Here is a 20,179-nt window from a genome sequence, read left to right on the forward strand (position 1 = left end):
AATTGATATAAAGGACGGAGGATATACGATGTCAAAACATATTGTCATTCTAGGCGCTGGTTATGGCGGAGTTCTTTCTGCTCTAACAGTTCGCAAACATTACACAAAAGAACAAGCAAAAGTGACAGTGGTAAACAAATACCCAACTCACCAAATCATTACGGAATTACACCGTCTTGCAGCAGGAAACGTGTCTGAAAAAGCGATTGCAATGCCATTAGAAAAACTTTTCAAAGGTAAAGACATTGACCTTAAAATTGCGGAAGTAAGCTCTTTCTCTGTTGATAAAAAAGAAGTAGCGCTTGCTGACGGTTCTGCATTATCTTACGATGCGCTTGTTGTAGGTCTTGGTTCTGTAACAGCTTACTTCGGCATCCCGGGTCTTGAAGAAAACAGCATGGTATTGAAATCTGCTGCCGATGCGAACAAAGTCTTCCAGCATGTTGAAGATCGTGTGCGCGAGTACGCTCAAACGAAAAACGAAGCTGATGCAACAATCCTTATCGGCGGAGGCGGCTTAACAGGTGTTGAGCTTGTCGGTGAGCTTGCTGACATCATGCCGAACCTTACGAAAAAATACGGCGTAGACCATAAAGAAATCAAATTGAAACTGGTTGAAGCAGGTCCGAAAATCCTTCCTGTTCTTCCGGATGATCTGATCGAACGCGCGACTGCGAGCCTTGAAAAACGCGGCGTTGAGTTCTTAACAGGTCTTCCTGTTACAAATGTGGAAGGTAACGTGATTGATCTGAAAGACGGATCTAAAGTTGTTGCCAACACATTTGTTTGGACTGGCGGCGTACAAGGCAACCCATTAGTCGGTGAATCAGGTCTTGAAGTGAACCGCGGACGCGCGACAGTAAATGACTTCCTGCAATCTACATCTCATGAAGATGTATTCGTTGCCGGAGACAGCGCAGTTTACTTCGCTCCAGACGGCCGCCCATACCCGCCGACTGCACAAATCGCATGGCAAATGGGTGAGCTGATCGGTTACAACCTATTCGCTTACTTAGAAGGCAAAACGCTTGAAACATTCAATCCAGTAAACTCTGGTACACTTGCAAGCCTTGGACGCAAAGACGCGGTTGCCATCATTGGTGAAAATTCTACACCGCTTAAAGGTCTTCCTGCTTCCTTGATGAAAGAAGCAAGTAACGTACGCTACTTAACACATATTAAAGGACTTTTCAGTCTGGCTTACTAATCTTATCTTAAAGAATCGACATTGCAGGAAGCGTTCCTCACGGAGTGTTTTCCGGCGATGTCTTTTTTTTCACTTGTTTGCTAACGTTAACATTTCATTTTCAAAAAGAGATTGATCGCAGAGGAATATAAAGGTAAAATAAATCTAAATCAAAATGTTCACGTTAACATTTTGAAATCGAATGAAAGACGGTGAGGACATGGAACCCTTTATGGGCGACAATTTTTTGCTGAAAAATGAAACCGCTGTCAGCCTCTATCACAATTATGCGAAAGACATGCCGATTATTGATTACCACTGCCACTTAAGCCCGAAAGAAATCTATGAAAATAAGACATTTCAAAACATAACGGAAGCCTGGCTGTATGGAGACCATTACAAATGGCGCGTCATGAGAGCCAATGGAATTGATGAGACATACATTACCGGCGATGCGTCTGATGAGGAGAAATTTACGGCTTGGGCGAAAACTGTGCCGATGGCGATCGGCAATCCGCTCTACAATTGGGCTCACTTAGAACTGCAGCGCTTTTTTGGGATTTATGAGATTTTTAATGAGCAATCCGCGCCGGCTATATGGAAACGGACGAATGAACTGCTCCAAGGTGAGGGCTTCGGGGCAAGGGATTTGATCGTGAAATCAAATGTAAAGGTCGTTTGCACAACTGATGACCCTGTCGATTCTCTTGAATACCATCTATTATTAAAAGAAGACAAAGATTTTCCTGTCAGCGTACTGCCGGGATTTCGGCCGGATAAGGGACTTGAGATCAATCGTGAAGGCTTTCCTGATTGGGTGAAGGCGCTTGAAGATGCCGCAGCCATATCGATTACAACCTACGGTGAGTTTCTAAAGGCATTGGAAAAACGAGTGCGATACTTCCACTCAGCCGGCGGCAGAGTGTCTGATCACGCGATAGATTCAATGGTATTTGCCGAAACAACAAAGGAGGAAGCGGGGCGGATTTTTTCTGACAGATTACAAGGGACAGAGGTTTCTTATGAAGATGAGAAAAAATTCAAGACGTATACGCTTCAGTTTCTTTGCGGTTTGTATGCGGAGCTCGATTGGGCAATGCAGTTTCATATCAACGCTTTGAGAAACACGAATACAAAAATGATGAAGAGGCTCGGACCCGACACAGGCTATGATTCTATGAATGATGAATTAATCGCTAAGCCTTTGTATAAGCTGCTGAACTCAGTTGAAATGAAGAACCAGCTGCCTAAAACGATTTTATATTCACTTAATCCAAACGATAACTATGTTATCGCCAGCATGATCAACAGTTTTCAGGACGGCATCACCCCCGGGAAAATACAATTCGGCACAGCCTGGTGGTTTAACGACACAAAAGACGGGATGCTCGATCAAATGAAAGCGTTGTCAAATGTCGGCCTTTTCAGCCGTTTTATCGGCATGCTCACAGATTCCAGAAGCTTTCTTTCCTATACGCGCCACGAATATTTCAGGCGGATCGTCTGCAACTTGATCGGTGAATGGGTGGAAAATGGTGAAGTGCCGCATGATATGAAGCTTTTGGGAAGCATTGTTCAGGGAATTTGCTATGACAATGCGAAACACTACTTTCAATTTCAAGAAGAGAGAGCAAACGTGTAACCAAATGTCCGCTCAGCACCGTGATCATGCGTCGTCCTGAGCGGACCACTACCCGAAAATTTTTATGATGCAGAGGTGGAAGATGCGAACTGAACTGGCAAATAAGGTTGTGTCGATTGAAACGGAGAAAAGGCTTTCGTTGAAAGAAAAAATTTCCTATGGATTTGGTGATTTTGGCAACGGTTTTATGTTTGATCTCGGCCAGATTTATTTATTGAAGTACTTTACTGATGTAGCGGGAATCCCGGCTGCGATGGCCGGCGGCATTTTTTTAGTCAGCAAGCTGTTTGCGGCGATAACCGATCCGATTGTCGGCTCATCAATTGATTATCGCAAACATATCGGCAAACGGGGGAAATTCAGGCCTTATCTATTAATCGGCAGCATCGTGCTTGCGCTGCTTACTGTTCTTATTTTTCTGTCTCCCAATGTATCAACGACTGGAAAACTGATTTATGCATATGCATCCTATATGATTTGGGGCATCGGCTATTCGTTTGTGAACATTCCGTACGGCTCATTAGGAGCAGCGATGACTCAAAATTCTGAGGATCGGACCTCCATTTCGACTTTCCGCCAAATCGGATCGCTTGGAGCCTTGTTTATCACAAGTGTGGCCGTGATGCCGCTGCTCGTCAAGTTTGATAATCCGAAGGTCGGCTACCCGGTGGTCATGGGCTTATTCGCCGCACTCGGTGTACTTTGGTTTTATATTTGCTACCGCAACTGCAAAGAGCGCATTGTCATATCGGAGGCGCCAAAAGAAAAATTAACACTCTCATCTGTCGTCAAAACATTTATCACAAACAAACCGCTCTTAACTCTGGTCCTGATGACGATTTTTTCAATTTCCGCATACAACATTAAATCCGCCATGCTCATCTATTTCGCACAATATAATCTGGGCAATGTTGAACTGATGGCTTATATGAATTTTATAATTATCGGTTCTTCCTTTTTGGGCGTCGTATTCCTGCCAAAGCTCGTCAAGATATTTGGTAAGAAACGAACGGCAATGATCGGCTTCGGCATCAGTGTGGCCGCGGATCTGATCAACTTTATGCTTCCATCAAACGTTTATATGTTTACGATTCTCGCCAGCATCGCCTTTATCGGAATCAGTATCCCAAATGGCATCACGTGGGCGCTTGTCTCCGATATTATTGACTATGGCGAATGGAAATCCGGGGAACGGAAAGAAGCTACAACATATTCACTATTTAATTTCTCCAGAAAGCTTGCTCAGTCATTGTCGGGTTTTCTCTCAGGCATCGGTTTGGGGATTATCGGCTATGTGCCGAATGCTGTCCAGTCAGCACAGGCGCTGATCGGCATCAAAGCGCTGCTGCTTCTGTATCCGGCCATTGCTTTGGCATTAGCGATGATCATTATCGGCTTTCTCTATAAACTCACAGACCAGCAGCATGCACAGATCGTTCAGGATCTTCATCTAAAGAGATGAAGAATCGGATGCTTTGTCAGTGTTCTTTGTTTATTGGACAGGATGCTATCTGTCGGGCTGTCATTCGTTTTGTCCGTCCGATCATCGGAAAACCGGCAGGAACAGAAGCTGAGAATCCGGTGTCTTATTAATCTGGAAATATAGTGGGAGAGACGGTATGTTTGATGATACAATATACAGTAAATAATCGCAGCCGGTATGATAAGGAAGGGAATTAGATGGTAACCATAAAAGATATCGCAAAACTCGCAAACGTATCCCACACAACCGTTTCAAGAGCACTCAACAACAGCCCTTACATCAAAGAACATACGAAGAAAAAAATACTGGAGCTCGCAGCACAGCTCAACTATACGCCGAATGTAAACGCGAAGAGCTTGGCGATGCAAAAGTCACATACAATCGGGCTTTTCTTTACAAGCATCACAAACGGAACCTCACACAGCTTCTTTGCTGATACAATCAAAGGCGTCAATCGAGCCATTAGTGAGAATTACAATCTGTATGTGCGCGGCATTGATGATCTAAAAAACTATGACTCCGTTACGCCGATGAGATATGACGGTATCATTTTAATGAGCCAAAGTGACATTGATAATTCTTTTATTTATCATATTCGGGAAAAAAATATCCCGCTCGTCGTGCTGAATCGCGATATTGATGATCGAGGCATCACGAATATTTTGTCTAATGACAAGGAAGGCTCTCAGGAAGCTGTAGAATACTTCATTAAGAACGGACATCAAGACATCGCCATCATCGAGGGGATCGAAGGCTTTAAATCCTCCCAGCAGCGAAAGGAGGGCTACTTAGCCGCACTGATTCATCACCATATTCCGATCAAACATGAATACAGTGTCAAAGGGCAATACGATATGGAAAGCGGCTTTCAAGCGATGAAACGGCTGCTGGCGCTGCCGAATCCTCCAACCGCTGTCTTTTGTTCGAATGATGATATGGCAATCGGAGCGATGAATGCGATATTCGCAAAGGGCCTGCGTGTTCCTGACGATATTTCCGTAATCGGATTTGATGATATTGGGTTTTCGCAATACATTACGCCAAGGCTTTCGACAGTGAAGCGTCCGGTTGAGAAAATCAGCGTGCTTGGCGCGCAAAAACTGTTGTCGCTGATCAGCGAGCCGGAAACAAAAGCAGAAAAAATCTTTGAAAATACAGAATTCATGGTGCGTGATTCTGTTAGACAATGGACCACGTGATGCCCCCGTTTTTCAGCGGGCATTCTTTATACTGAAAAATGTTAACGTGTGCATAAATGAGAGAGGGAGGCAATGAAGGTGCAGAAACTGAATAAAGACGTGTACAATCACTATACTCAGTACCCGGAAAAAATTCTCCAATTTGGAGAAGGGAACTTTCTTCGAGGGTTTGTCGATTGGCAGATTGATTTATTGAATCAACACACTGATTTTAATGGGAGTGTCGCAGTTGTCCAGCCGAGAGGGTCAGAAAAAATCAAAAGATTAAATGATCAAGATGGTTTATACACGCTTTTTTTACAGGGAATGAAAGACGGAGATGCGGTAAACGAGCATATGATTATCAATTCAATCAGCCGGGGAATTGATTTGTTTTCTGATTATGAAGCATACAAAGAATTGGCTTCAAGCGAAGAGCTGCGGTTTATCATCTCCAACACAACTGAAGCCGGTATCGTATGTGATGAAACAGATCGGTTAAAGGATAGACCGCAAAAAACATTCCCTGGGAAATTAACTGCATTTCTCTACTTTCGCTATCAGGCTTTTAAAGGAGATCAGACAAAAGGGTGTGTTTTGATCCCATGTGAACTGATTGAGAATAACGGAGAAAAACTGAAGGAAACAATTCTTCATTATGCGGATCTATGGAAGCTGGAAGAAGGGTTTACACAGTGGATTCATGAGGCCAACACGTTTTGCAATAGTTTAGTAGACCGCATTGTCCCGGGTTTTCCTGTCGACAGCATTGATGAGATCACAGCTGATCTGGGCTATCAAGATGATTTGATTGTTGTGGGAGAACAGTATTATTTATGGGTCATCGAGGGGCCGGATTGGATTGGGGAAGAACTGCCCTTTGCGGCTGCCGGGCTCCATACAAAGATTGTCAGTGACCTAACCCCTTATAGGATTAAAAAAGTGAGAATTTTAAATGGCGCTCATACGGCAATGACGCCAGTTGCTTTATTATACGGCTTGAAAACGGTACGGGATGCTGTCGAGCACCCGGAAGTGGGGCGGTTTATGAGAGAGCTGATCGGTGATGACATTCTTCCTGTTTTAAAAATGGAAGGGCTTTCTCGATATGCTGACGATGTGCTGAACCGTTTTAAAAACCCGTATATGAAGCATTACCTAGAAAGCATAGCATTGAACTCCGTTTCCAAATTTAAAACGAGAAACCTGCCGACCATTCAGGAATATGCCGAACAGAAGGGACAGCTTCCTGAACGCTTGGTGTTTTCATTCAGCGCTCTGCTTTATTTTTATCAAGGAAACGAGAAATTGCAGGATGATCCGGCTGTTCTTCAATTTTTCAAAGAGGTTTGGGATCAGGAGAACGGAGACATGCTTCGTATCGCCTCAAAAGTGTTAGGCGAACAGCGGCTGTGGGGAACAGACCTCAACGAGATACCGATGCTGACTGAGAGAGTCGCGGATTACTTGAATCAGATTCATGAGCTGGGCATGCAGCGGGCTCTTGAACACTGCTGCACACAAAGGGGAGAAGTGCGATGAAGTCATTTATCAAGATTCATAAACAAGATAATGTCCTTCTTGCTTTGCGGGATATCCAGAAGGGGGAGCGGCTGAATCCGGAAGGCGTATCGATTGAAGTGAAGGATGATATCAAAAGAGGCCACAAGATCGCGCTGCAGCCCATCAAAGAAAACGACAGCATCATCAAATACGGGTTTCCAATCGGGCATGCATCACAAGATATATCGATCGGAGAGCATATTCATGTCCATAATACGAAAACAAATCTGTCTGAGATCCAAACATACAGCTATACACCGAGATTTGATGAAAATCCGTACTCAAAAAAGAACCGGACGTTTAAAGGATTTAGAAGAGAAAATGGAGATGCCGGTGTACGCAATGAATTGTGGATTGTGCCGACTGTCGGCTGCGTCAATGGGATAGCTGAAAAAATGCTCCAGCGTTTTGTCAGAGAAACCGGGGATATCGCTCCATTTGATAACATGCTCGTGTTAAAACACCAATACGGATGCTCGCAGCTTGGCGATGATCACGAAAATACGAAGCAAATCCTGCTGAATGCCATTCGCCATCCAAATGCCGGCGGCGTTTTGGTGTTAGGGCTTGGCTGTGAAAACAACGAGCTTGCAGGAATGAAGGAAGCGCTGCAGGATGTGAATCTGAATCGGGTGAAGTTTCTTGAATCCCAGTCGGTGACCGACGAAATGGAGGCAGGTGTTGCTTTGCTGAAGGAAATTCATGAAGCCGCTAAAGGGGATAGGCGAGAAGACATTCCGCTGTCCGAACTGAAAATCGGGCTGAAATGCGGAGGTTCGGACGGTTTTTCCGGCATAACGGCAAACCCGCTGCTTGGCCGTTTTTCAGATTATATCATCGCACAGGGAGGGAGCACGGTGCTGACGGAGGTCCCGGAGATGTTTGGTGCGGAAACCATCCTGATGCAGAGGGCTGCCAATGAAGAAGTATTTCATAAGATTGTCCATTTAATCAATGATTTCAAACAATATTTTATAAAACACGATCAGCCGGTGTACGAAAACCCTTCACCGGGCAACAAAGCGGGAGGCATCTCTACGCTTGAGGATAAATCGCTGGGCTGCACGCAAAAAGCGGGGATTTCTCCTGTCGCGGATGTCTTGAAATACGGCGAAGTGCTCAAGACAAAAGGGCTGACGCTTTTGAGCGCGCCGGGAAATGACTTGATCGCGTCCTCCGCATTGGCGGCGGCCGGCTGCCAAATTGTCCTGTTTACAACGGGAAGAGGCACGCCGTTCGGCACCTTTGTCCCGACGATGAAGGTCGCGACAAACACCCAGCTGTACGAGGCGAAGCCGCATTGGATTGATTTCAACGCAGGTCTTTTAGCGGAGGATGATGTTCATGAGGAATATGTGCTGCAGGAGTTTATCCACTATATGATTGAGGTCGCAAGCGGCGAGCTTGTGAACCATGAAAAAAATGATTTCAGAGAACTCGCCATTTTTAAATCAGGTGTGACGTTATAATGAAGAAGGCTATCCTACGAGGGGATAGCCTTCTTCATTAAATCAGCTTCAATCCGCTGATCAAAATGATGGACGCCATAATAAATTGCAGCGGACGCGGAGAGAATCGAGGCGAGAGATGGCTTCCGATCAGCACGCCGGGGATCGAGCCAAGCAGCAGATTAGCTGCCAGCATATAGTCGACGCTTCCGAAGCTTGCGTTCAAAATGCCTGCTGCCGTCACGAGAAGAAAAGCATGTGCGATATCGGTTCCAACAATCTGTGACGCTTTCATGTTAAATAAGTAAATCATGGCGATTGCAAATAATGAGCCGGAACCGATTGATGTTAATCCGACGATAAATCCGAACACAACACCAATGAGAATCGTCAGCGCTCGCTTATTTTCAAGCGGCATCAGCTGCCAGCGGTTCGGGCGAAGTTTTTGATCCAAAAACAAGCGAACGATGATTGAAATGGCAACAAGCGTTAACACATAGCCAAGAGCGTGCTTAATAATGTCTTCCTGATGCTGATGGAAGGAGGGGAACAAATGCAATATGCTAATGGCGAGCGAAGCACTCGGAATACTGCCGATGGCTAAGTATTTTACCAATTTAAAGTTAATCGTTTTCTGCCGCCAATGGGAGGCAACGCCAAACAGCTTTGTGATCGAGTTATATACAAGATCCGTACCGACCGCGATGGAAGGATTAATTCCAAGCACAATTAAAAGAGGAGTTAATAAGGCCGCTCCGCCCACTCCCGTCAATCCCACTAAGGCTCCGACAAACAAACCCATCAATATGATGCTTACACTCATGATAAAGGCCTCCTGAAAACCCGACTATTTTTATCAGATTATATATGATTAGGTCGTGTTAATCAATTGAATGTTTAGAATGTTTGTGCGTTTTCTGCTTAAAATTTTGGTTTGCCCAATATCTTTATTCATTTGCCCTAGAATGAGTGTCTGGTCAAGATCGAGAAGGAAGCCGGAGGCACAAAAAAAGATACCCTTTAAACAGGTATCTTTTCTCGTATATTTACATGCGCTGCTGATAAAAAGGAAGTTCTGTGTGACCCATTTCCCGCACATAAACGAATAGGTTGCCTTTATGGTGAATTTCATGTTCCATTGCAAGCTGAAGCAGTGCGCTGCCTGTGAGTTTTCTGTCGAAAGTGGCTGTCAGATCAATTTCTCTATCCAGTTGCTCTTCAGTCAGCTGTTCAAGGATAGCGGCCGTTTTTTCTGTATATGTTTTTGCCAGTACATTGAGATCTGTTTCTGTTTCTTCCTGTTTGTTTTGAAATGGTGAGGCATTGCCTTCTTTAATGACATTTGCAATCAAGTGGAAAGACGTCAGAATGTGTTTGAACAGCTCTTCCGCTGACATTGATGTTTCAGCCGGTTTGTAGCTGTAATGGTCTTTGCTGATTTTTTCAGCCAGCTCATTTGTCACGTTTCGATGGGATAAAAAATGGCTGACAATTTGATTGGATTGACTCAATATGATCTCCTCCATATGTAAAATGAATGGTGCAATGAAATCCTATACCAACAATTATCAATTCACAAGCAATATGCTGTGGGATGAAACAAAATGCTATGTCAATCGTATACATAATGTTCACAAAATATGAAATGGAGTATAAACATGACAAACATACCTTTCATTTATCAGTACGAAGAAAAAGAGAATGAAAGAGCTGCGGCAGGCTACGGCACTTTCGGTTACCTTATCACACGAATTGAAGAGGCGCTTTATGATCAATACGGCATTTTCTACGAGCTCTATGCCAGTGATGACCCGAACACTGAGTACTGGGAGCTTCTTGAAGAAGATGTCCGGAGCGGTTCATTGGAGCCTGAGCATGTGGCATATATATTTGAAAAGCTTGAAAAGAAAACCTTTGCTTATGATGAAGATGAAAAAGAACCGGATTATACCGTCCATAAATCTATCAGAAACAGCGTATATGCTTATCCTGAAAAGGGGGTCGCTTTTGCCAGAATTCCATATTTTCAAGATGGGAGCATCATGAGTTTCGATTGTCTGTTTGCGGTTAACGATGAAAAGATGCGTGCATTTCTAGAGGGAGTCAGGCCGCGCCTCTGGGGAAAAAGCAAGCGGAAAGTGACCGTTTTTACGGATGGAGATGGAGGGACTTCAAGAGAGCAGGAAGCGATTGTCAGAGAGGTTCAACGAAGTCAGGTGATCATGAATCCGTTATTGAAAAAAGAGATATACCGATCAATTGATCAATTTTTTCATAGTGATAAATCGTTTTATCAAACGTACGACATTCCTTACAAGCGCGGTATTCTGTTATATGGACCTCCCGGGAATGGAAAGACGACATTAGTGAAGTCAATTGCAGGCAGTATCGATGCACCTGTTGCTTATTGGCAAATAACAGAATTTACGTCGAGTGAGACAATAGAAGAAGTCTTTCAGTCAGCGAGACGCCTTGCTCCTGCAGTTCTGGTCATCGAGGATATCGATTCAATGCCGGAAGATGTGCGGTCCTTTTTTCTCAATACGCTGGACGGCGCGACATCAAAAGAGGGGCTATTTCTCATCGGCACGACAAACTATCCTGAGGAGATTGATCCAGGTTTGATGAATCGTGCAGGACGGTTTGACCGTGCTTATGAAGTCGGGCTTCCGGATGAAGGGCTGCGGCGGGACTATATGAAAATGCGAGGCTTTGACATCTTTTTGAGTGAAGAAGACATAAAAAGCGCCGCGAAGCTTACAGAAGGCTTTTCCTTTGCACAGCTGGGAGAATTATATGTATCTTCAGCCCTTCAATGGCACCAAGAAGGGAATCATCATATTGAAACCATGGTGAAAGACATGACAGGAGAGCAACGAAAAAGCCGGCAGGGAAGTTGGATGGAAAGAAACAAGGTCGGTTTTCACTAAATAAAAGCGCGGGTTTTAAAAAACCTGCGCTTTTTTGTTGCGGTTAGCCGAAATTTGACAATTGCGGTCTTTTTGCGTTCTTCTTTTTCTATTAAATATGATAAAATATGACATATCTCGGGTAACTTAAAAGGGGGGATCAATTGAGGATGAAGCAGACGATTCCGTCCTCTTATGTCGGGCTTAAAATTAATGAATGGTATACCCATATCCGGCAGTTTCACGTCGCTGAAGCCGAACGGGTCAAGCTCGAAGTAGAAAGAGAAATCGAGGATATGGAAGAAGACCAAGATTTGCTGCTGTATTATTCTTTAATGGATTTCAGGCATCGTGTCATGCTGGATTACATTAAGCCTTTTGGAGAGGACACGTCGCAGCTTGAGTTTTCAGAATTATTAGAAGACATTGAGGGGAATCAGTACAAGCTGACAGGGCTTCTCGATTATTACTTTAATTTTTTTCGCGGAATGTATGAATTTAAGCAGAAAATGTTTGTCAGTGCCATGATGTATTATAAACGGGCGGAAAAGAATCTGGCCCTTGTCTCGGATGATATTGAGAAAGCCGAGTTCGCTTTTAAAATGGCCGAGATCTTTTACAATTTAAAACAAACCTATGTTTCGATGAGCTACGCCGTTCAGGCGTTAGAAACGTACCAAATGTATGAAACGTACACCGTCCGCAGAATCCAATGTGAATTCGTTATTGCAGGGAATTATGATGATATGCAGTATCCAGAAAGAGCATTGCCCCACTTAGAACTGGCTTTAGATCTTGCAAAGAAAGAAGGCAATCCCCGCCTGATTAGTTCTGCCCTGTACAATCTCGGAAACTGTTATGAGAAAATGGGTGAACTGCAAAAGGCAGCCGAATACTTTGAGAAATCTGTTTCTATTTGCAAGTCGGAAAAGTTCGATAATCTTCCGCATTCTATCTACTCTTTAACACAGGTTCTGTATAAACAAAAAAATGAAGCCGAAGCGCAAAAAAAGTATCATGAAGGATTGGAAATCGCCCGTCAATACAGTGATGAATTATTTGTGGAGCTTTTTCAATTTTTACATGCGTTATACGGAAAAAACGTAAACACAGAATCAGTCTCACACACCTTTCAATTTCTTGAAGAACATATGCTGTATCCTTATATTGAAGAGCTGGCGCATGATGCTGCCCAATTCTATATAGAAAACGGACAGCCCGAAAAAGCACTTTCGTTTTATGAGAAAATGGTGCACGCACAAAAACAAATCCAGAGAGGAGATTGTTTATATGAAATCTAAATGGATGTCAGGTTTGTTGCTCGTTGCGGTCGGGTTCAGCTTTACTCAGGTGATGGTACATCCGGGAGAAACAGCAGACACAGAAGATAAAACATTTCATGTTGCGGCACGTAATCAAACATGATGATGACGAAAAAAGACCCCCCAAGGGGTCTTTTTTATTTCAGATTCCATTCTTTTATGGTCAGCTCGGAAGATCCGCTTGCCACCAGCGGATCTTCATGTCCGATTTTCGCAGCCTCTTCCGGCGAACCTGCTTCGATGACGTAGGCTCCGCCTGTGGCATCGCTGAATGGCCCGAACATTTTTATGCGTTTTTCTGCCTGTAAGCGGTCCAAAAACTCATAGTGTCCAGCCACATGCTCCTGATTGAATTGATCTGTTCTTGTTGTCAGCATTAAATACGTATGCATGATCATTCCCCTCCTAATGAATTTCAGTTTAACACAATTATCCATATAGCGGTGACGGATGAAATGAGCTTTTCGTCCTACGAATGCCACCTATTGATGAAAAAGAAAAAAAGGAGAGATGATGGGTGAGCATTCAAGTGAAGAAAAATTTGGTTTCTGAGGCGAAATACGCGTTGAAGTGCCCCAATGCGATGTGCGCTGAATACATTACCATTCACAACACGGCAAACGATGCGTCAGCGGCTAATGAAATCAGTTATATGATTGGGAACACCAGCTCGACAAGCTTCCATTTTGCGGTGGATGATAAAGAGGTGATTCAAGGTCTGCCGCTTAACCGAAACGCCTGGCACACGGGTGATGGCACAAACGGGACAGGCAACCGCAAATCGATTGGCGTTGAGATTTGCTACAGTAAATCGGGAGGTCCAAAGTACGAGGCAGCTGAAGCCTTGGCGATTTCATTTGTCGCACAGCTTTTAAAGGAGCGCGGCTGGGGAATCGATCGGGTGAGAAAGCATCAGGACTGGAGCGGAAAGTACTGTCCGCACCGCATTTTATCGGACGGGCGCTGGGATCAAGTGAAGGCAGCCATTGAAAAGGAATTAAACGGAGGCGTGTCAGCGAAAAAGGCTTCAGTCTCTTCTTCGGCGTCTGTATACCATGTGAAAAAAGGCGACACACTGTCGGGTATTGCCGCATCGCACGGTGTCAGTGTGAAAACGCTGCAAAGCATAAATCATATTATTGACCCGAATCACATCCAAGTCGGTCAGATGATTAAACTGTCGCAAACGGTGTCTGCTTCTAAAAGCCATGCCTCGTCTTCATACCCGCTCCCATCCGGAGTGATCAAAGTGACAAGCCCGCTGACGAAAGGGACAAACGTAAAACAGGTGCAGACTGCTTTAGCTGCCCTTTATTTTTATCCTGATAAAGGAGCGAAAAATCACGGCGTTGACAGCGTTTATGGCCCGAAAACAGCAAATGCCGTGAAACGTTTTCAGTCTGTCAGCGGATTAACGGCCGATGGAATTTATGGTCCGAAAACGAAAGCGAAAATAAAGGAAAAGCTGTAATCAATAAACGGAAGCGGCAGCTTCCGTTTTCATTTTACATACAAACTGCTGCAAGAACTTTTTGAATATCATAAATGCTTTCATCTTTTTTAAACTGTTTTGAGACAGCGGGAAGTTCCGCGCCGGAAATCCAAATTTTCAATTCTGAATCTAGGTCAAAGCGGCCGGCGGTTTCCACGCTGAATCTGGAAATGCTTTTATACGGAATCGATTGAAATTCCGTTTTTTTACCTGTGATTCCCTGCTTATCTACAAGAATAAGCCGCTTATCAGTAAAGACAATGACATCTCGAACCAACTTAAACGCGGCATCAACATTTTCACCTTCCAGTAAAATGCGAGCCAGCTCTTCTTTTGCCTCAGCTGTAGACAGTGTTGACGCATTGCCAAGTAATCCATCAATAAATCCCATCATATACCTCCTGATATGTAGTCTATCAAATCATACTATAAAAAGGTTTTCATTCATAGATGAGTAGAGTAAACTGGTGCTGACTGGCAAAGGAGAGCGTTCAAAATGAAAGATAGGTATGACAGCTTTGCAGCCCTTTCTGCATCTGAATCAGAGTACCGGATAATTTACGAAGAGAAAAACGGGAGTGAGCTGATTGTTCTCGGTCCTCACGGCGGAAGAATTGAGCCCGGCGTCAGTGAGCTGGTGCGGGCATTTTCCGATCAATGTTCCATTTATTTGTTTGAAGGTGTGAAGCAGCGAAACAACCGTTCCTTACACCTGACAAGCACTCGGTTTGACGAGCCGCTGGCTTTAGAAAAAGTGAACGCCCACCACTGCGCATTAGCATTTCATGGGTATCATGATCCAAAAACTCCGCATACATTGGTCGGTGGCGCGGATCGTAAAAAAGCCAGGCGCATTTGTGAGCGACTGAATGAAGCGGGCTTCAGTGCCGAGCTTACGAGTGAGAAAGACCGGCTGGCAGGTGTGCATCCGAACAATATTGTCAATCGGACCAAAAGGAAAATGGGACTGCAATTGGAAGTAAGCACGGCACAGCGAAACGCGTTGTTCCGCAATTTTGGCTGCCGTGATGAAGGTTACAAACAAAACGATTTATTTTGTCGATATGTGGAAGCTGTTAAGCTTGGTTTTTATGATTGATTGAAGCGGGACCTGCACGATCCGCCTATTCCTTCATACGCTGAGGTTGTGCGAAAGTGTAGGGAGGAATGAATCAATGTTTTATCATATTAAAGAGCTTCAATATCAAGCAAAGCCGGCTCATCCCGATCCTGTTTATGCGAAAAAGCTCCAAGAGGTGCTGGGCGGCCAATTTGGCGAGATCAGTGTCATGATGCAATATTTGTTCCAAGGGTTTAACTGCCGCGCTGATGCGAAATATAAAGACTTGCTTTGTGATATCGGAACGGAAGAGATTGCCCATGTGGAAATGCTGGCGACAATGATTTCCAGGCTTCTGGATCATGCGCCGGCTGATGTGCAGGAGGATGCTTATAAGAGTGATCCGGCTGTTGCGGCTGTGATGTCAGGCATGAATCCGCAGCACGCCATTGTCGCAGGTTTAGGCGCGATGGCGGCTGACAGTGAAGGATATCCATGGAATGCCAAATACATTATTTCAAGCGGGAATTTGCTGGCGGATTTTCGCGCAAACTTAAATGCGGAATCTCAAGGGCGCCTTCAGGTAACCCGGCTCTATGCGATGACGGATGATCCTGGCGTAAGAGATATGCTGTCATTTTTAATTGCAAGGGATACTTATCATCAAAATATGTGGTATGCGGCCATTAAAGAGCTCGAAGAAAGAGAACGGGATATTGTCGTTCCAACGACGTTCCCGCGTGAACTCGAAAAACGGGAAGTCGCTTATGACCTGTTTAACTTTTCCAGAGGGGATGAAAGCTCACAAGGAAGATGGGCTCATGGCGAAGCCTTTGACGGCCGGGGCGAGTTTAGATATATTCCGGCCCCGATTGCGTTCGGGCCTGCGCCTCATCTTAAACCGGCGCCTATGTGGGTGCATGATACCATTCCCCCAATGTCGAAATGTTAGTTTCTCTGCCGGGCTGAGATAGAGGAGTTCTGTTCCCAGTTCGTTTTTGCTTATCTGTTATTGCCGATATGATATAACGCTTTTTCTTCGGCGACCTGCAAGTGCTGCTGATCGTCTTCCTCGTACGCATTTGGCCGCTTGTTCGATAATAAGTAAGCGAGCCGCTTCTGAAATTGAATACCTGCTTTACGCCGTTCAAACATTTCAAGCCTTTTTTCCGCAAATTCCTTTGTTACCCGGAATACCGCCGCGATTGTAGCGAGCGCCTGGCTTCTCCATTGCGGCAGTTCCATCTGCAACAGCATAAAGGTTGGCACACAGAAGTGGTACATAAATTGATTCGCCTGAAATTCCTGCAATTCCCTGAATAGCTTGTTCATGTGAAAATGATTGCCTGCATGCTTTAACACGTGGCACAGTTCATGGCCGAAATCCTCCCATTGCTCTTCCGGTGATTTTCTCTGGTTCAATACAATACTGTACATGCCGTCGTATTTGACCATCATGCTCCCCATATCCTCAAAATGAACCCAAATATCAAGGTCCTTTGCGATTTTCAGCATGTCAATGTGATGGGGGGAGGTGACGCCCAGCCGGCTGTATATATTTTTTACGTATTCCTCCAGATGTGATAAGTAATCGCCCAATTGAATACTCCCTTTCGAACATGTGTTCTGTTTTTAGCGAGAAAGAAAAGCCCGTATAGGACTGGAAAGTGTGTAGAAATCTTTCCCTTTTCTAAAAAAAATAAACAGTTTTTTCTTTATATCGGTCTATTCTTTATATGTTTTAGAGAACAGAGAAAGATTTATTTATTTTTCGGTTTTCGGTTTTTCTCTTTTTCTTTTAAATAGTTGATAAATTCGATGGCCTGCTGTTTGCTTTCTGGGGAAAAATCCTGCATATCACGGTATGCGAGCTGCAAGTCCGGATCTGAGAACATATCGTCGTCGGATTTTTTGTCTTTCCCTGTTAATAAGTAATCAGCCGTTACTTGAAAGTAATCAGCCAGCTTTTGCAGTGTGTCGTAATCAGGTTCGCTCCGCCCGTTTTCATAATGGGAATATCGTGCCCGTGACACACCGATGTGTGATGCGATTTCTTCCTGTGTCCTTTTCCCTCTGAGACTCTTCAATCTGCCGCCTATCATGCTATGACCTCTCTTTTTTAACTCCCTAAGTTACTTATGATTATAGATACAATTTGTATCAAAATAAAGTTATGATAAAAAAAGTATCAAAAATAACTTGATGATACATAATGTATCGTTTATACTTGGTAACAGTTGATACGAAATGTATCGAAAACATGTCAGGAGAGTGATCATATGTATCCCATCCAAATTGTTTTTAGTGAAAACCCCATAGATCAGCGCCATCTCGGACAATCCGGCGGCACCATTTCGTTTACGGCGTGCGGCCATCCGGTATTCCACTTTGAAACACAAGAGCAGTTTCAAACATACATGTTGTTAAAAGGAGAAGCTCCGTACAATGCAAACCGATAAAAGCTATCCTTTTCCTGTGTATTCAGGGCTTTTGAATTCAGAACATTATGACAAATTGGGTCCGGCGCTATGGCTGTTTCTCTGGTTCATCAGCTCAACAACAAAAGAAATTGAAAAAGACGGTGTAAGCTGGGGAGCTGTGCTTGGCCATAAGCCGTTAAAAGCGAGAGAGATGGCAGCTGTATTCGGTATCAGTGAAAAAACCGTCAGAAGATGGCTGGAGCTCCTCGAAATGCATGAGTACATAAAGGCTGTCCGCGCGCCGTACGGACTGGTGATTTCGGTAAAGCATTCCAAAAAATTCAGCTTCAGATCGGACAAAACTGTACACCGGGGTATAACGGAACGGACATTTTCGCCGCGGGCACCGGACACAGACGTCCGCTCAGATAAAGATAAAACAAACATAAATACTGCTGCTGATGATGCAGTGGATCATATTGCGAAGCGGTTTACACAATTACGGTCGGCTCAAGAAGGACGCACCGTGTATCCTTCCTCCAGAGATTATCAAGCCATCGCCCGTATTGTCGCCGTGGGCGTTCCAGTAACGCAAACAATCAAATGGCTTGAGGAATGCTTTCAAGCCTTTGAAAACCGGCGGACCACCGCTTCAGAAACAATCAAGGCCTTTCGCTATTGCTCGAAATTCATTGAAGACCGATTTTTCGCGCAGCAGGCCAAAAAGAATGGCGCAATTCAACATGAGAGGATGGAAAGACATGACAAAACGAACAATCGAGCAGATTTTGGACGAGCTGAGAAGAGGGAGACGTCCATTACTGGCGGACAAACCGGCCGAATCAGACGCAAGCCGCTATGATTGCCCGCAATGCAAGGATCAGGGAGGCTATCTCATCCGGCAGAACGATCTGGAAGTATGGACGATGTGCAGCTGTATGGCAGAACGAAAAGTGAAGCGGCTGCTCGGTGCTAGTGAGATTACCCCTGCCTTCAGACAGCTGGACTTCAAAGAGTTCTGCATTGAGGGAAAGCCGCAGGCCATACAAGACGCGTTTGAATGCACAAAAGAGTATGTGGCGGATTATGAACAAATCAAGGAAAACCGGAAAAACAGCATCGCCCTTTTAGGACAGCCTGGATCAGGGAAGACACACCTTTTGACCGCTGCTGCCAATGATTTGATGAAAACACGACATGTGCCGGTCATTTATTTTCCGTATGTGGAGGGCTTTACCGATCTGAAAAATGACTTTGATCTATTGGAAGCGAAGCTGAACCGGATGAAGCAGGCAGATGTGCTATTCATCGATGACTTGTTTAAACCGGTTAATGGCAAACCCCGCGCCACAGATTGGCAATTAGAGCAAATGTATTCGGTACTTAACTACCGCTACTTAAATCATAAACCGCTTTTGCTTTCGAGCGAGCTGACGATTGAAACCCTTGTCCGGGTCGATGAAGCGCTCGGCACGAGAATCTACGAAATGTGCAGTGACTATTTAGTGATTATCAAAGGAGCTGCCTGCGAGCTGAACCATAGATTGGAGGGGATCAGATAATGTGCAAACTTTGTCAAACAAAAAAAGTCATTGTGGAGCATACCGAAATTGGAGCCGTTTTTCATCCATGTCCGAACTGCCGATCCGGCACTGATTTAACGCCGGTCATTCAAAAGCTGGAGGAAATGCTGACAGCGGGAAAAGCGAGGCTGAATGTCCATGATTAAAAAACTGACCGCTTTAATTGCTTTGCTGATTCGTGCGAAGCGAACGGAAAAAAACATTGAACAATGGTATAAGGATGACGGGAAGTGAAAGTGTTGGTAAAAACGAAACAGGCAGAGAAAAGCCCTGCACCGTGGCGTGCCGTCCCGTGCGGGGATACGAAACCGATCTATATTTATTCAGCTTACAGCGAAGAAGAAAAAGAAAGGTTCCCATATTCAAACGGGAGGCTGATTGCCGCTGTATTTGACCTCAGCTCATATTCGCAAAAAAACAATGCTGCTTTGATGGCGGCAGCACCTGAACTGCTGGAAGCGTCTAAAGCAGCTCTTGATTTTCTGAAAGGAAATTCTGTTCATTCAAAGGAGAGCATCATTCAGCTATTAGAAAAAGCCAAAACAAGCGCGGAAAAACCGCAAAAGGGAGGAAAAGAAACATGACAGATCCTAAAAAACTATTAAATATTGATTCCATCACGCTGGAGAGCCAGCTGGAGGACGGAAAAATCCGTGTGATTATTGTGGACGGCATCAAGCAAGAAGCATGGATCACAGAAGCGCCGGAGCATGGAAAAACGCTTGTCGAAACGAGAAAGGGAGACCTTGCCCGCGTGGAATTTGAAATCGGCTACAAATTAAATTAAAGCGAAAAAAGAATACGTCCAAGACGGAAAGCCTGCGGACACTGATCAACTTGCACAGCATTTGTGCGTTGATTGGTGTCCGTTTTTTTTGTTCCAAAATAAGGAG

24 protein-coding genes and 1 pseudogene are annotated in these 20,179 nt (G+C 44.5%); 19 read left to right on the forward strand and 6 right to left on the reverse strand.

Features of this window, described 5'->3' with window-relative positions; genetic code table 11:
- Positions 1-28: 28 nt before the first annotated feature.
- From JMN17_RS16360 to JMN17_RS16385, 7 genes and pseudogenes are all read left to right on the forward strand, one after another.
- The gene (locus tag JMN17_RS16360) at positions 29-1,207 is read left to right on the forward strand and encodes an NAD(P)/FAD-dependent oxidoreductase (RefSeq protein ID WP_087990863.1); all 1,179 of its coding nucleotides are present in this window, start codon (positions 29-31) and stop codon (positions 1,205-1,207) included.
- A gap of 199 nt (positions 1,208-1,406) precedes the next feature.
- Positions 1,407-2,828 carry a glucuronate isomerase gene (gene uxaC, locus JMN17_RS16365; RefSeq protein ID WP_202328540.1) on the forward strand — a complete coding sequence of 474 codons (1,422 nt, stop codon included), beginning with the start codon at positions 1,407-1,409 and terminating at the stop codon, positions 2,826-2,828.
- An 82-nt stretch (positions 2,829-2,910) separates the two neighbouring features.
- A complete protein-coding gene (locus tag JMN17_RS16370) occupies positions 2,911-4,290 on the forward strand; it encodes an MFS transporter (protein ID WP_087990865.1) in 1,380 nt (459 codons plus the stop codon).
- A 56-nt stretch (positions 4,291-4,346) separates the two neighbouring features.
- Positions 4,347-4,421, forward strand: a pseudogene (locus JMN17_RS21800) (hypothetical protein); the annotation flags it as partial.
- An 87-nt stretch (positions 4,422-4,508) separates the two neighbouring features.
- On the forward strand, positions 4,509-5,510 hold the full coding sequence (locus tag JMN17_RS16375; RefSeq protein WP_202328541.1) for a LacI family DNA-binding transcriptional regulator: 1,002 nt from the start codon (positions 4,509-4,511) through the stop codon (positions 5,508-5,510).
- Between the two features lie 78 nt (positions 5,511-5,588).
- Positions 5,589-7,031 (forward strand): tagaturonate reductase, encoded by a 1,443-nt coding sequence (locus JMN17_RS16380; protein WP_202328542.1) that lies wholly within the window; start codon positions 5,589-5,591, stop codon positions 7,029-7,031.
- The gene (locus JMN17_RS16385) at positions 7,028-8,521 is read left to right on the forward strand and encodes a UxaA family hydrolase (protein ID WP_202328543.1); all 1,494 of its coding nucleotides are present in this window, start codon (positions 7,028-7,030) and stop codon (positions 8,519-8,521) included. Before JMN17_RS16380 ends, JMN17_RS16385 begins: the two co-directional genes overlap by 4 nt.
- Before the next feature lie 37 nt (positions 8,522-8,558).
- Here JMN17_RS16385 and JMN17_RS16390 read toward each other — a convergent pair whose 3' ends face one another.
- Together JMN17_RS16390 and JMN17_RS16395 are read right to left on the reverse strand one after the other, a co-directional pair.
- Complete coding sequence (locus JMN17_RS16390; RefSeq protein ID WP_087990869.1) at positions 8,559-9,323, reverse strand: sulfite exporter TauE/SafE family protein; 765 nt, start codon at positions 9,321-9,323, stop codon at positions 8,559-8,561.
- Positions 9,324-9,546: 223 nt separating this feature from the next.
- Positions 9,547-10,011 carry a DinB family protein gene (locus tag JMN17_RS16395; protein WP_202328544.1) on the reverse strand — a complete coding sequence of 155 codons (465 nt, stop codon included), beginning with the start codon at positions 10,009-10,011 and terminating at the stop codon, positions 9,547-9,549.
- 147 nt (positions 10,012-10,158) lie between these two features.
- On the opposite strand from JMN17_RS16395, the gene yjoB reads away from it, so the two are divergent.
- The 3 genes from yjoB to phrA all read left to right on the forward strand — a co-directional run bounded on the left by yjoB (position 10,159) and on the right by phrA (position 12,834).
- Positions 10,159-11,430, forward strand: a complete 1,272-nt coding sequence (gene yjoB / locus JMN17_RS16400) for an ATPase YjoB (RefSeq protein ID WP_202328545.1) — start codon at positions 10,159-10,161, stop codon at positions 11,428-11,430.
- Positions 11,431-11,573: 143 nt separating this feature from the next.
- Positions 11,574-12,710: a response regulator aspartate phosphatase RapA gene (rapA, locus tag JMN17_RS16405; RefSeq protein WP_087990872.1), complete on the forward strand. Its 1,137-nt coding sequence runs from the start codon at positions 11,574-11,576 to the stop codon at positions 12,708-12,710.
- Positions 12,700-12,834: a phosphatase RapA inhibitor PhrA gene (gene phrA, locus JMN17_RS16410; RefSeq protein WP_087990873.1), complete on the forward strand. Its 135-nt coding sequence runs from the start codon at positions 12,700-12,702 to the stop codon at positions 12,832-12,834. Before rapA ends, phrA begins: the two co-directional genes overlap by 11 nt.
- Positions 12,835-12,868: 34 nt before the next feature.
- Here phrA and JMN17_RS16415 read toward each other — a convergent pair whose 3' ends face one another.
- Complete coding sequence (locus JMN17_RS16415; RefSeq protein ID WP_087990874.1) at positions 12,869-13,123, reverse strand: YciI family protein; 255 nt, start codon at positions 13,121-13,123, stop codon at positions 12,869-12,871.
- 125 nt (positions 13,124-13,248) lie between these two features.
- Between JMN17_RS16415 and JMN17_RS16420 the strand changes: the two genes are divergently transcribed.
- On the forward strand, positions 13,249-14,202 hold the full coding sequence (locus tag JMN17_RS16420) for an N-acetylmuramoyl-L-alanine amidase (RefSeq protein WP_202328546.1): 954 nt from the start codon (positions 13,249-13,251) through the stop codon (positions 14,200-14,202).
- A gap of 34 nt (positions 14,203-14,236) precedes the next feature.
- On the opposite strand, the gene JMN17_RS16425 is transcribed toward JMN17_RS16420, so the two are convergent.
- The gene (locus tag JMN17_RS16425; RefSeq protein WP_087990876.1) at positions 14,237-14,614 is read right to left on the reverse strand and encodes a PH domain-containing protein; all 378 of its coding nucleotides are present in this window, start codon (positions 14,612-14,614) and stop codon (positions 14,237-14,239) included.
- 105 nt (positions 14,615-14,719) lie between these two features.
- On the opposite strand from JMN17_RS16425, the gene JMN17_RS16430 reads away from it, so the two are divergent.
- Both JMN17_RS16430 and JMN17_RS16435 read left to right on the forward strand, forming a co-directional pair.
- Positions 14,720-15,322: a poly-gamma-glutamate hydrolase family protein gene (locus tag JMN17_RS16430; protein ID WP_087990877.1), complete on the forward strand. Its 603-nt coding sequence runs from the start codon at positions 14,720-14,722 to the stop codon at positions 15,320-15,322.
- A gap of 76 nt (positions 15,323-15,398) precedes the next feature.
- Complete coding sequence (locus JMN17_RS16435; protein WP_087990878.1) at positions 15,399-16,235, forward strand: manganese catalase family protein; 837 nt, start codon at positions 15,399-15,401, stop codon at positions 16,233-16,235.
- 50 nt (positions 16,236-16,285) lie between these two features.
- Here JMN17_RS16435 and JMN17_RS16440 read toward each other — a convergent pair whose 3' ends face one another.
- Complete coding sequence (locus JMN17_RS16440) at positions 16,286-16,882, reverse strand: ImmA/IrrE family metallo-endopeptidase (RefSeq protein WP_087990879.1); 597 nt, start codon at positions 16,880-16,882, stop codon at positions 16,286-16,288.
- A gap of 161 nt (positions 16,883-17,043) precedes the next feature.
- Positions 17,044-17,385, reverse strand: a complete 342-nt coding sequence (gene xre, locus JMN17_RS16445; RefSeq protein WP_087990880.1) for an HTH-type transcriptional regulator Xre — start codon at positions 17,383-17,385, stop codon at positions 17,044-17,046.
- A 177-nt stretch (positions 17,386-17,562) separates the two neighbouring features.
- Here xre and JMN17_RS16450 point away from each other — a divergent pair, with 177 nt between their 5' ends.
- The 6 genes from JMN17_RS16450 to JMN17_RS16475 all read left to right on the forward strand — a co-directional run bounded on the left by JMN17_RS16450 (position 17,563) and on the right by JMN17_RS16475 (position 20,073).
- Entirely contained in the window at positions 17,563-17,742 is a 180-nt protein-coding gene (locus tag JMN17_RS16450; RefSeq protein WP_087990881.1) for a hypothetical protein, read from the forward strand.
- Positions 17,729-18,565: a phage portal protein gene (locus JMN17_RS16455; protein WP_202328547.1), complete on the forward strand. Its 837-nt coding sequence runs from the start codon at positions 17,729-17,731 to the stop codon at positions 18,563-18,565. The genes JMN17_RS16450 and JMN17_RS16455 overlap by 14 nt, the downstream gene beginning before the upstream one ends.
- Entirely contained in the window at positions 18,465-19,265 is an 801-nt protein-coding gene (locus JMN17_RS16460) for an ATP-binding protein (RefSeq protein ID WP_202328548.1), read from the forward strand. The genes JMN17_RS16455 and JMN17_RS16460 overlap by 101 nt, the downstream gene beginning before the upstream one ends.
- On the forward strand, positions 19,265-19,432 hold the full coding sequence (locus tag JMN17_RS16465) for a hypothetical protein (RefSeq protein WP_087990884.1): 168 nt from the start codon (positions 19,265-19,267) through the stop codon (positions 19,430-19,432). Before JMN17_RS16460 ends, JMN17_RS16465 begins: the two co-directional genes overlap by 1 nt.
- Before the next feature lie 84 nt (positions 19,433-19,516).
- Complete coding sequence (locus tag JMN17_RS16470; RefSeq protein WP_202328549.1) at positions 19,517-19,870, forward strand: phage portal protein; 354 nt, start codon at positions 19,517-19,519, stop codon at positions 19,868-19,870.
- Entirely contained in the window at positions 19,867-20,073 is a 207-nt protein-coding gene (locus tag JMN17_RS16475) for an XtrA/YqaO family protein (RefSeq protein WP_202328550.1), read from the forward strand. The genes JMN17_RS16470 and JMN17_RS16475 overlap by 4 nt, the downstream gene beginning before the upstream one ends.
- Positions 20,074-20,179: the final 106 nt, after the last annotated feature.

Source organism: Bacillus sp. RHFS10 (assembly GCF_016757475.1).
In the GTDB taxonomy this organism is placed as follows: domain Bacteria; phylum Bacillota; class Bacilli; order Bacillales; family Bacillaceae; genus Bacillus; species Bacillus subtilis_G.

Coding starts and splice junctions, on each gene's coding strand:
- JMN17_RS16360 (WP_087990863.1), top strand. CDS start 29: ATGTCAAAACATATTGTCATTCTAGGCGCTGGTTATGGCGGAGTTCTT.
- uxaC (WP_202328540.1), top strand. CDS start 1,407: ATGGAACCCTTTATGGGCGACAATTTTTTGCTGAAAAATGAAACCGCT.
- JMN17_RS16370 (WP_087990865.1), top strand. CDS start 2,911: ATGCGAACTGAACTGGCAAATAAGGTTGTGTCGATTGAAACGGAGAAA.
- JMN17_RS16375 (WP_202328541.1), top strand. CDS start 4,509: ATGGTAACCATAAAAGATATCGCAAAACTCGCAAACGTATCCCACACA.
- JMN17_RS16385 (WP_202328543.1), top strand. CDS start 7,028: ATGAAGTCATTTATCAAGATTCATAAACAAGATAATGTCCTTCTTGCT.
- JMN17_RS16390 (WP_087990869.1), bottom strand. CDS start 9,323: ATGAGTGTAAGCATCATATTGATGGGTTTGTTTGTCGGAGCCTTAGTG.
- yjoB (WP_202328545.1), top strand. CDS start 10,159: ATGACAAACATACCTTTCATTTATCAGTACGAAGAAAAAGAGAATGAA.
- phrA (WP_087990873.1), top strand. CDS start 12,700: ATGAAATCTAAATGGATGTCAGGTTTGTTGCTCGTTGCGGTCGGGTTC.
- JMN17_RS16415 (WP_087990874.1), bottom strand. CDS start 13,123: ATGCATACGTATTTAATGCTGACAACAAGAACAGATCAATTCAATCAG.
- JMN17_RS16425 (WP_087990876.1), bottom strand. CDS start 14,614: ATGGGATTTATTGATGGATTACTTGGCAATGCGTCAACACTGTCTACA.
- JMN17_RS16430 (WP_087990877.1), top strand. CDS start 14,720: ATGAAAGATAGGTATGACAGCTTTGCAGCCCTTTCTGCATCTGAATCA.
- JMN17_RS16435 (WP_087990878.1), top strand. CDS start 15,399: ATGTTTTATCATATTAAAGAGCTTCAATATCAAGCAAAGCCGGCTCAT.
- xre (WP_087990880.1), bottom strand. CDS start 17,385: ATGATAGGCGGCAGATTGAAGAGTCTCAGAGGGAAAAGGACACAGGAA.
- JMN17_RS16450 (WP_087990881.1), top strand. CDS start 17,563: ATGTATCCCATCCAAATTGTTTTTAGTGAAAACCCCATAGATCAGCGC.
- JMN17_RS16455 (WP_202328547.1), top strand. CDS start 17,729: ATGCAAACCGATAAAAGCTATCCTTTTCCTGTGTATTCAGGGCTTTTG.
- JMN17_RS16460 (WP_202328548.1), top strand. CDS start 18,465: ATGACAAAACGAACAATCGAGCAGATTTTGGACGAGCTGAGAAGAGGG.
- JMN17_RS16465 (WP_087990884.1), top strand. CDS start 19,265: ATGTGCAAACTTTGTCAAACAAAAAAAGTCATTGTGGAGCATACCGAA.
- JMN17_RS16475 (WP_202328550.1), top strand. CDS start 19,867: ATGACAGATCCTAAAAAACTATTAAATATTGATTCCATCACGCTGGAG.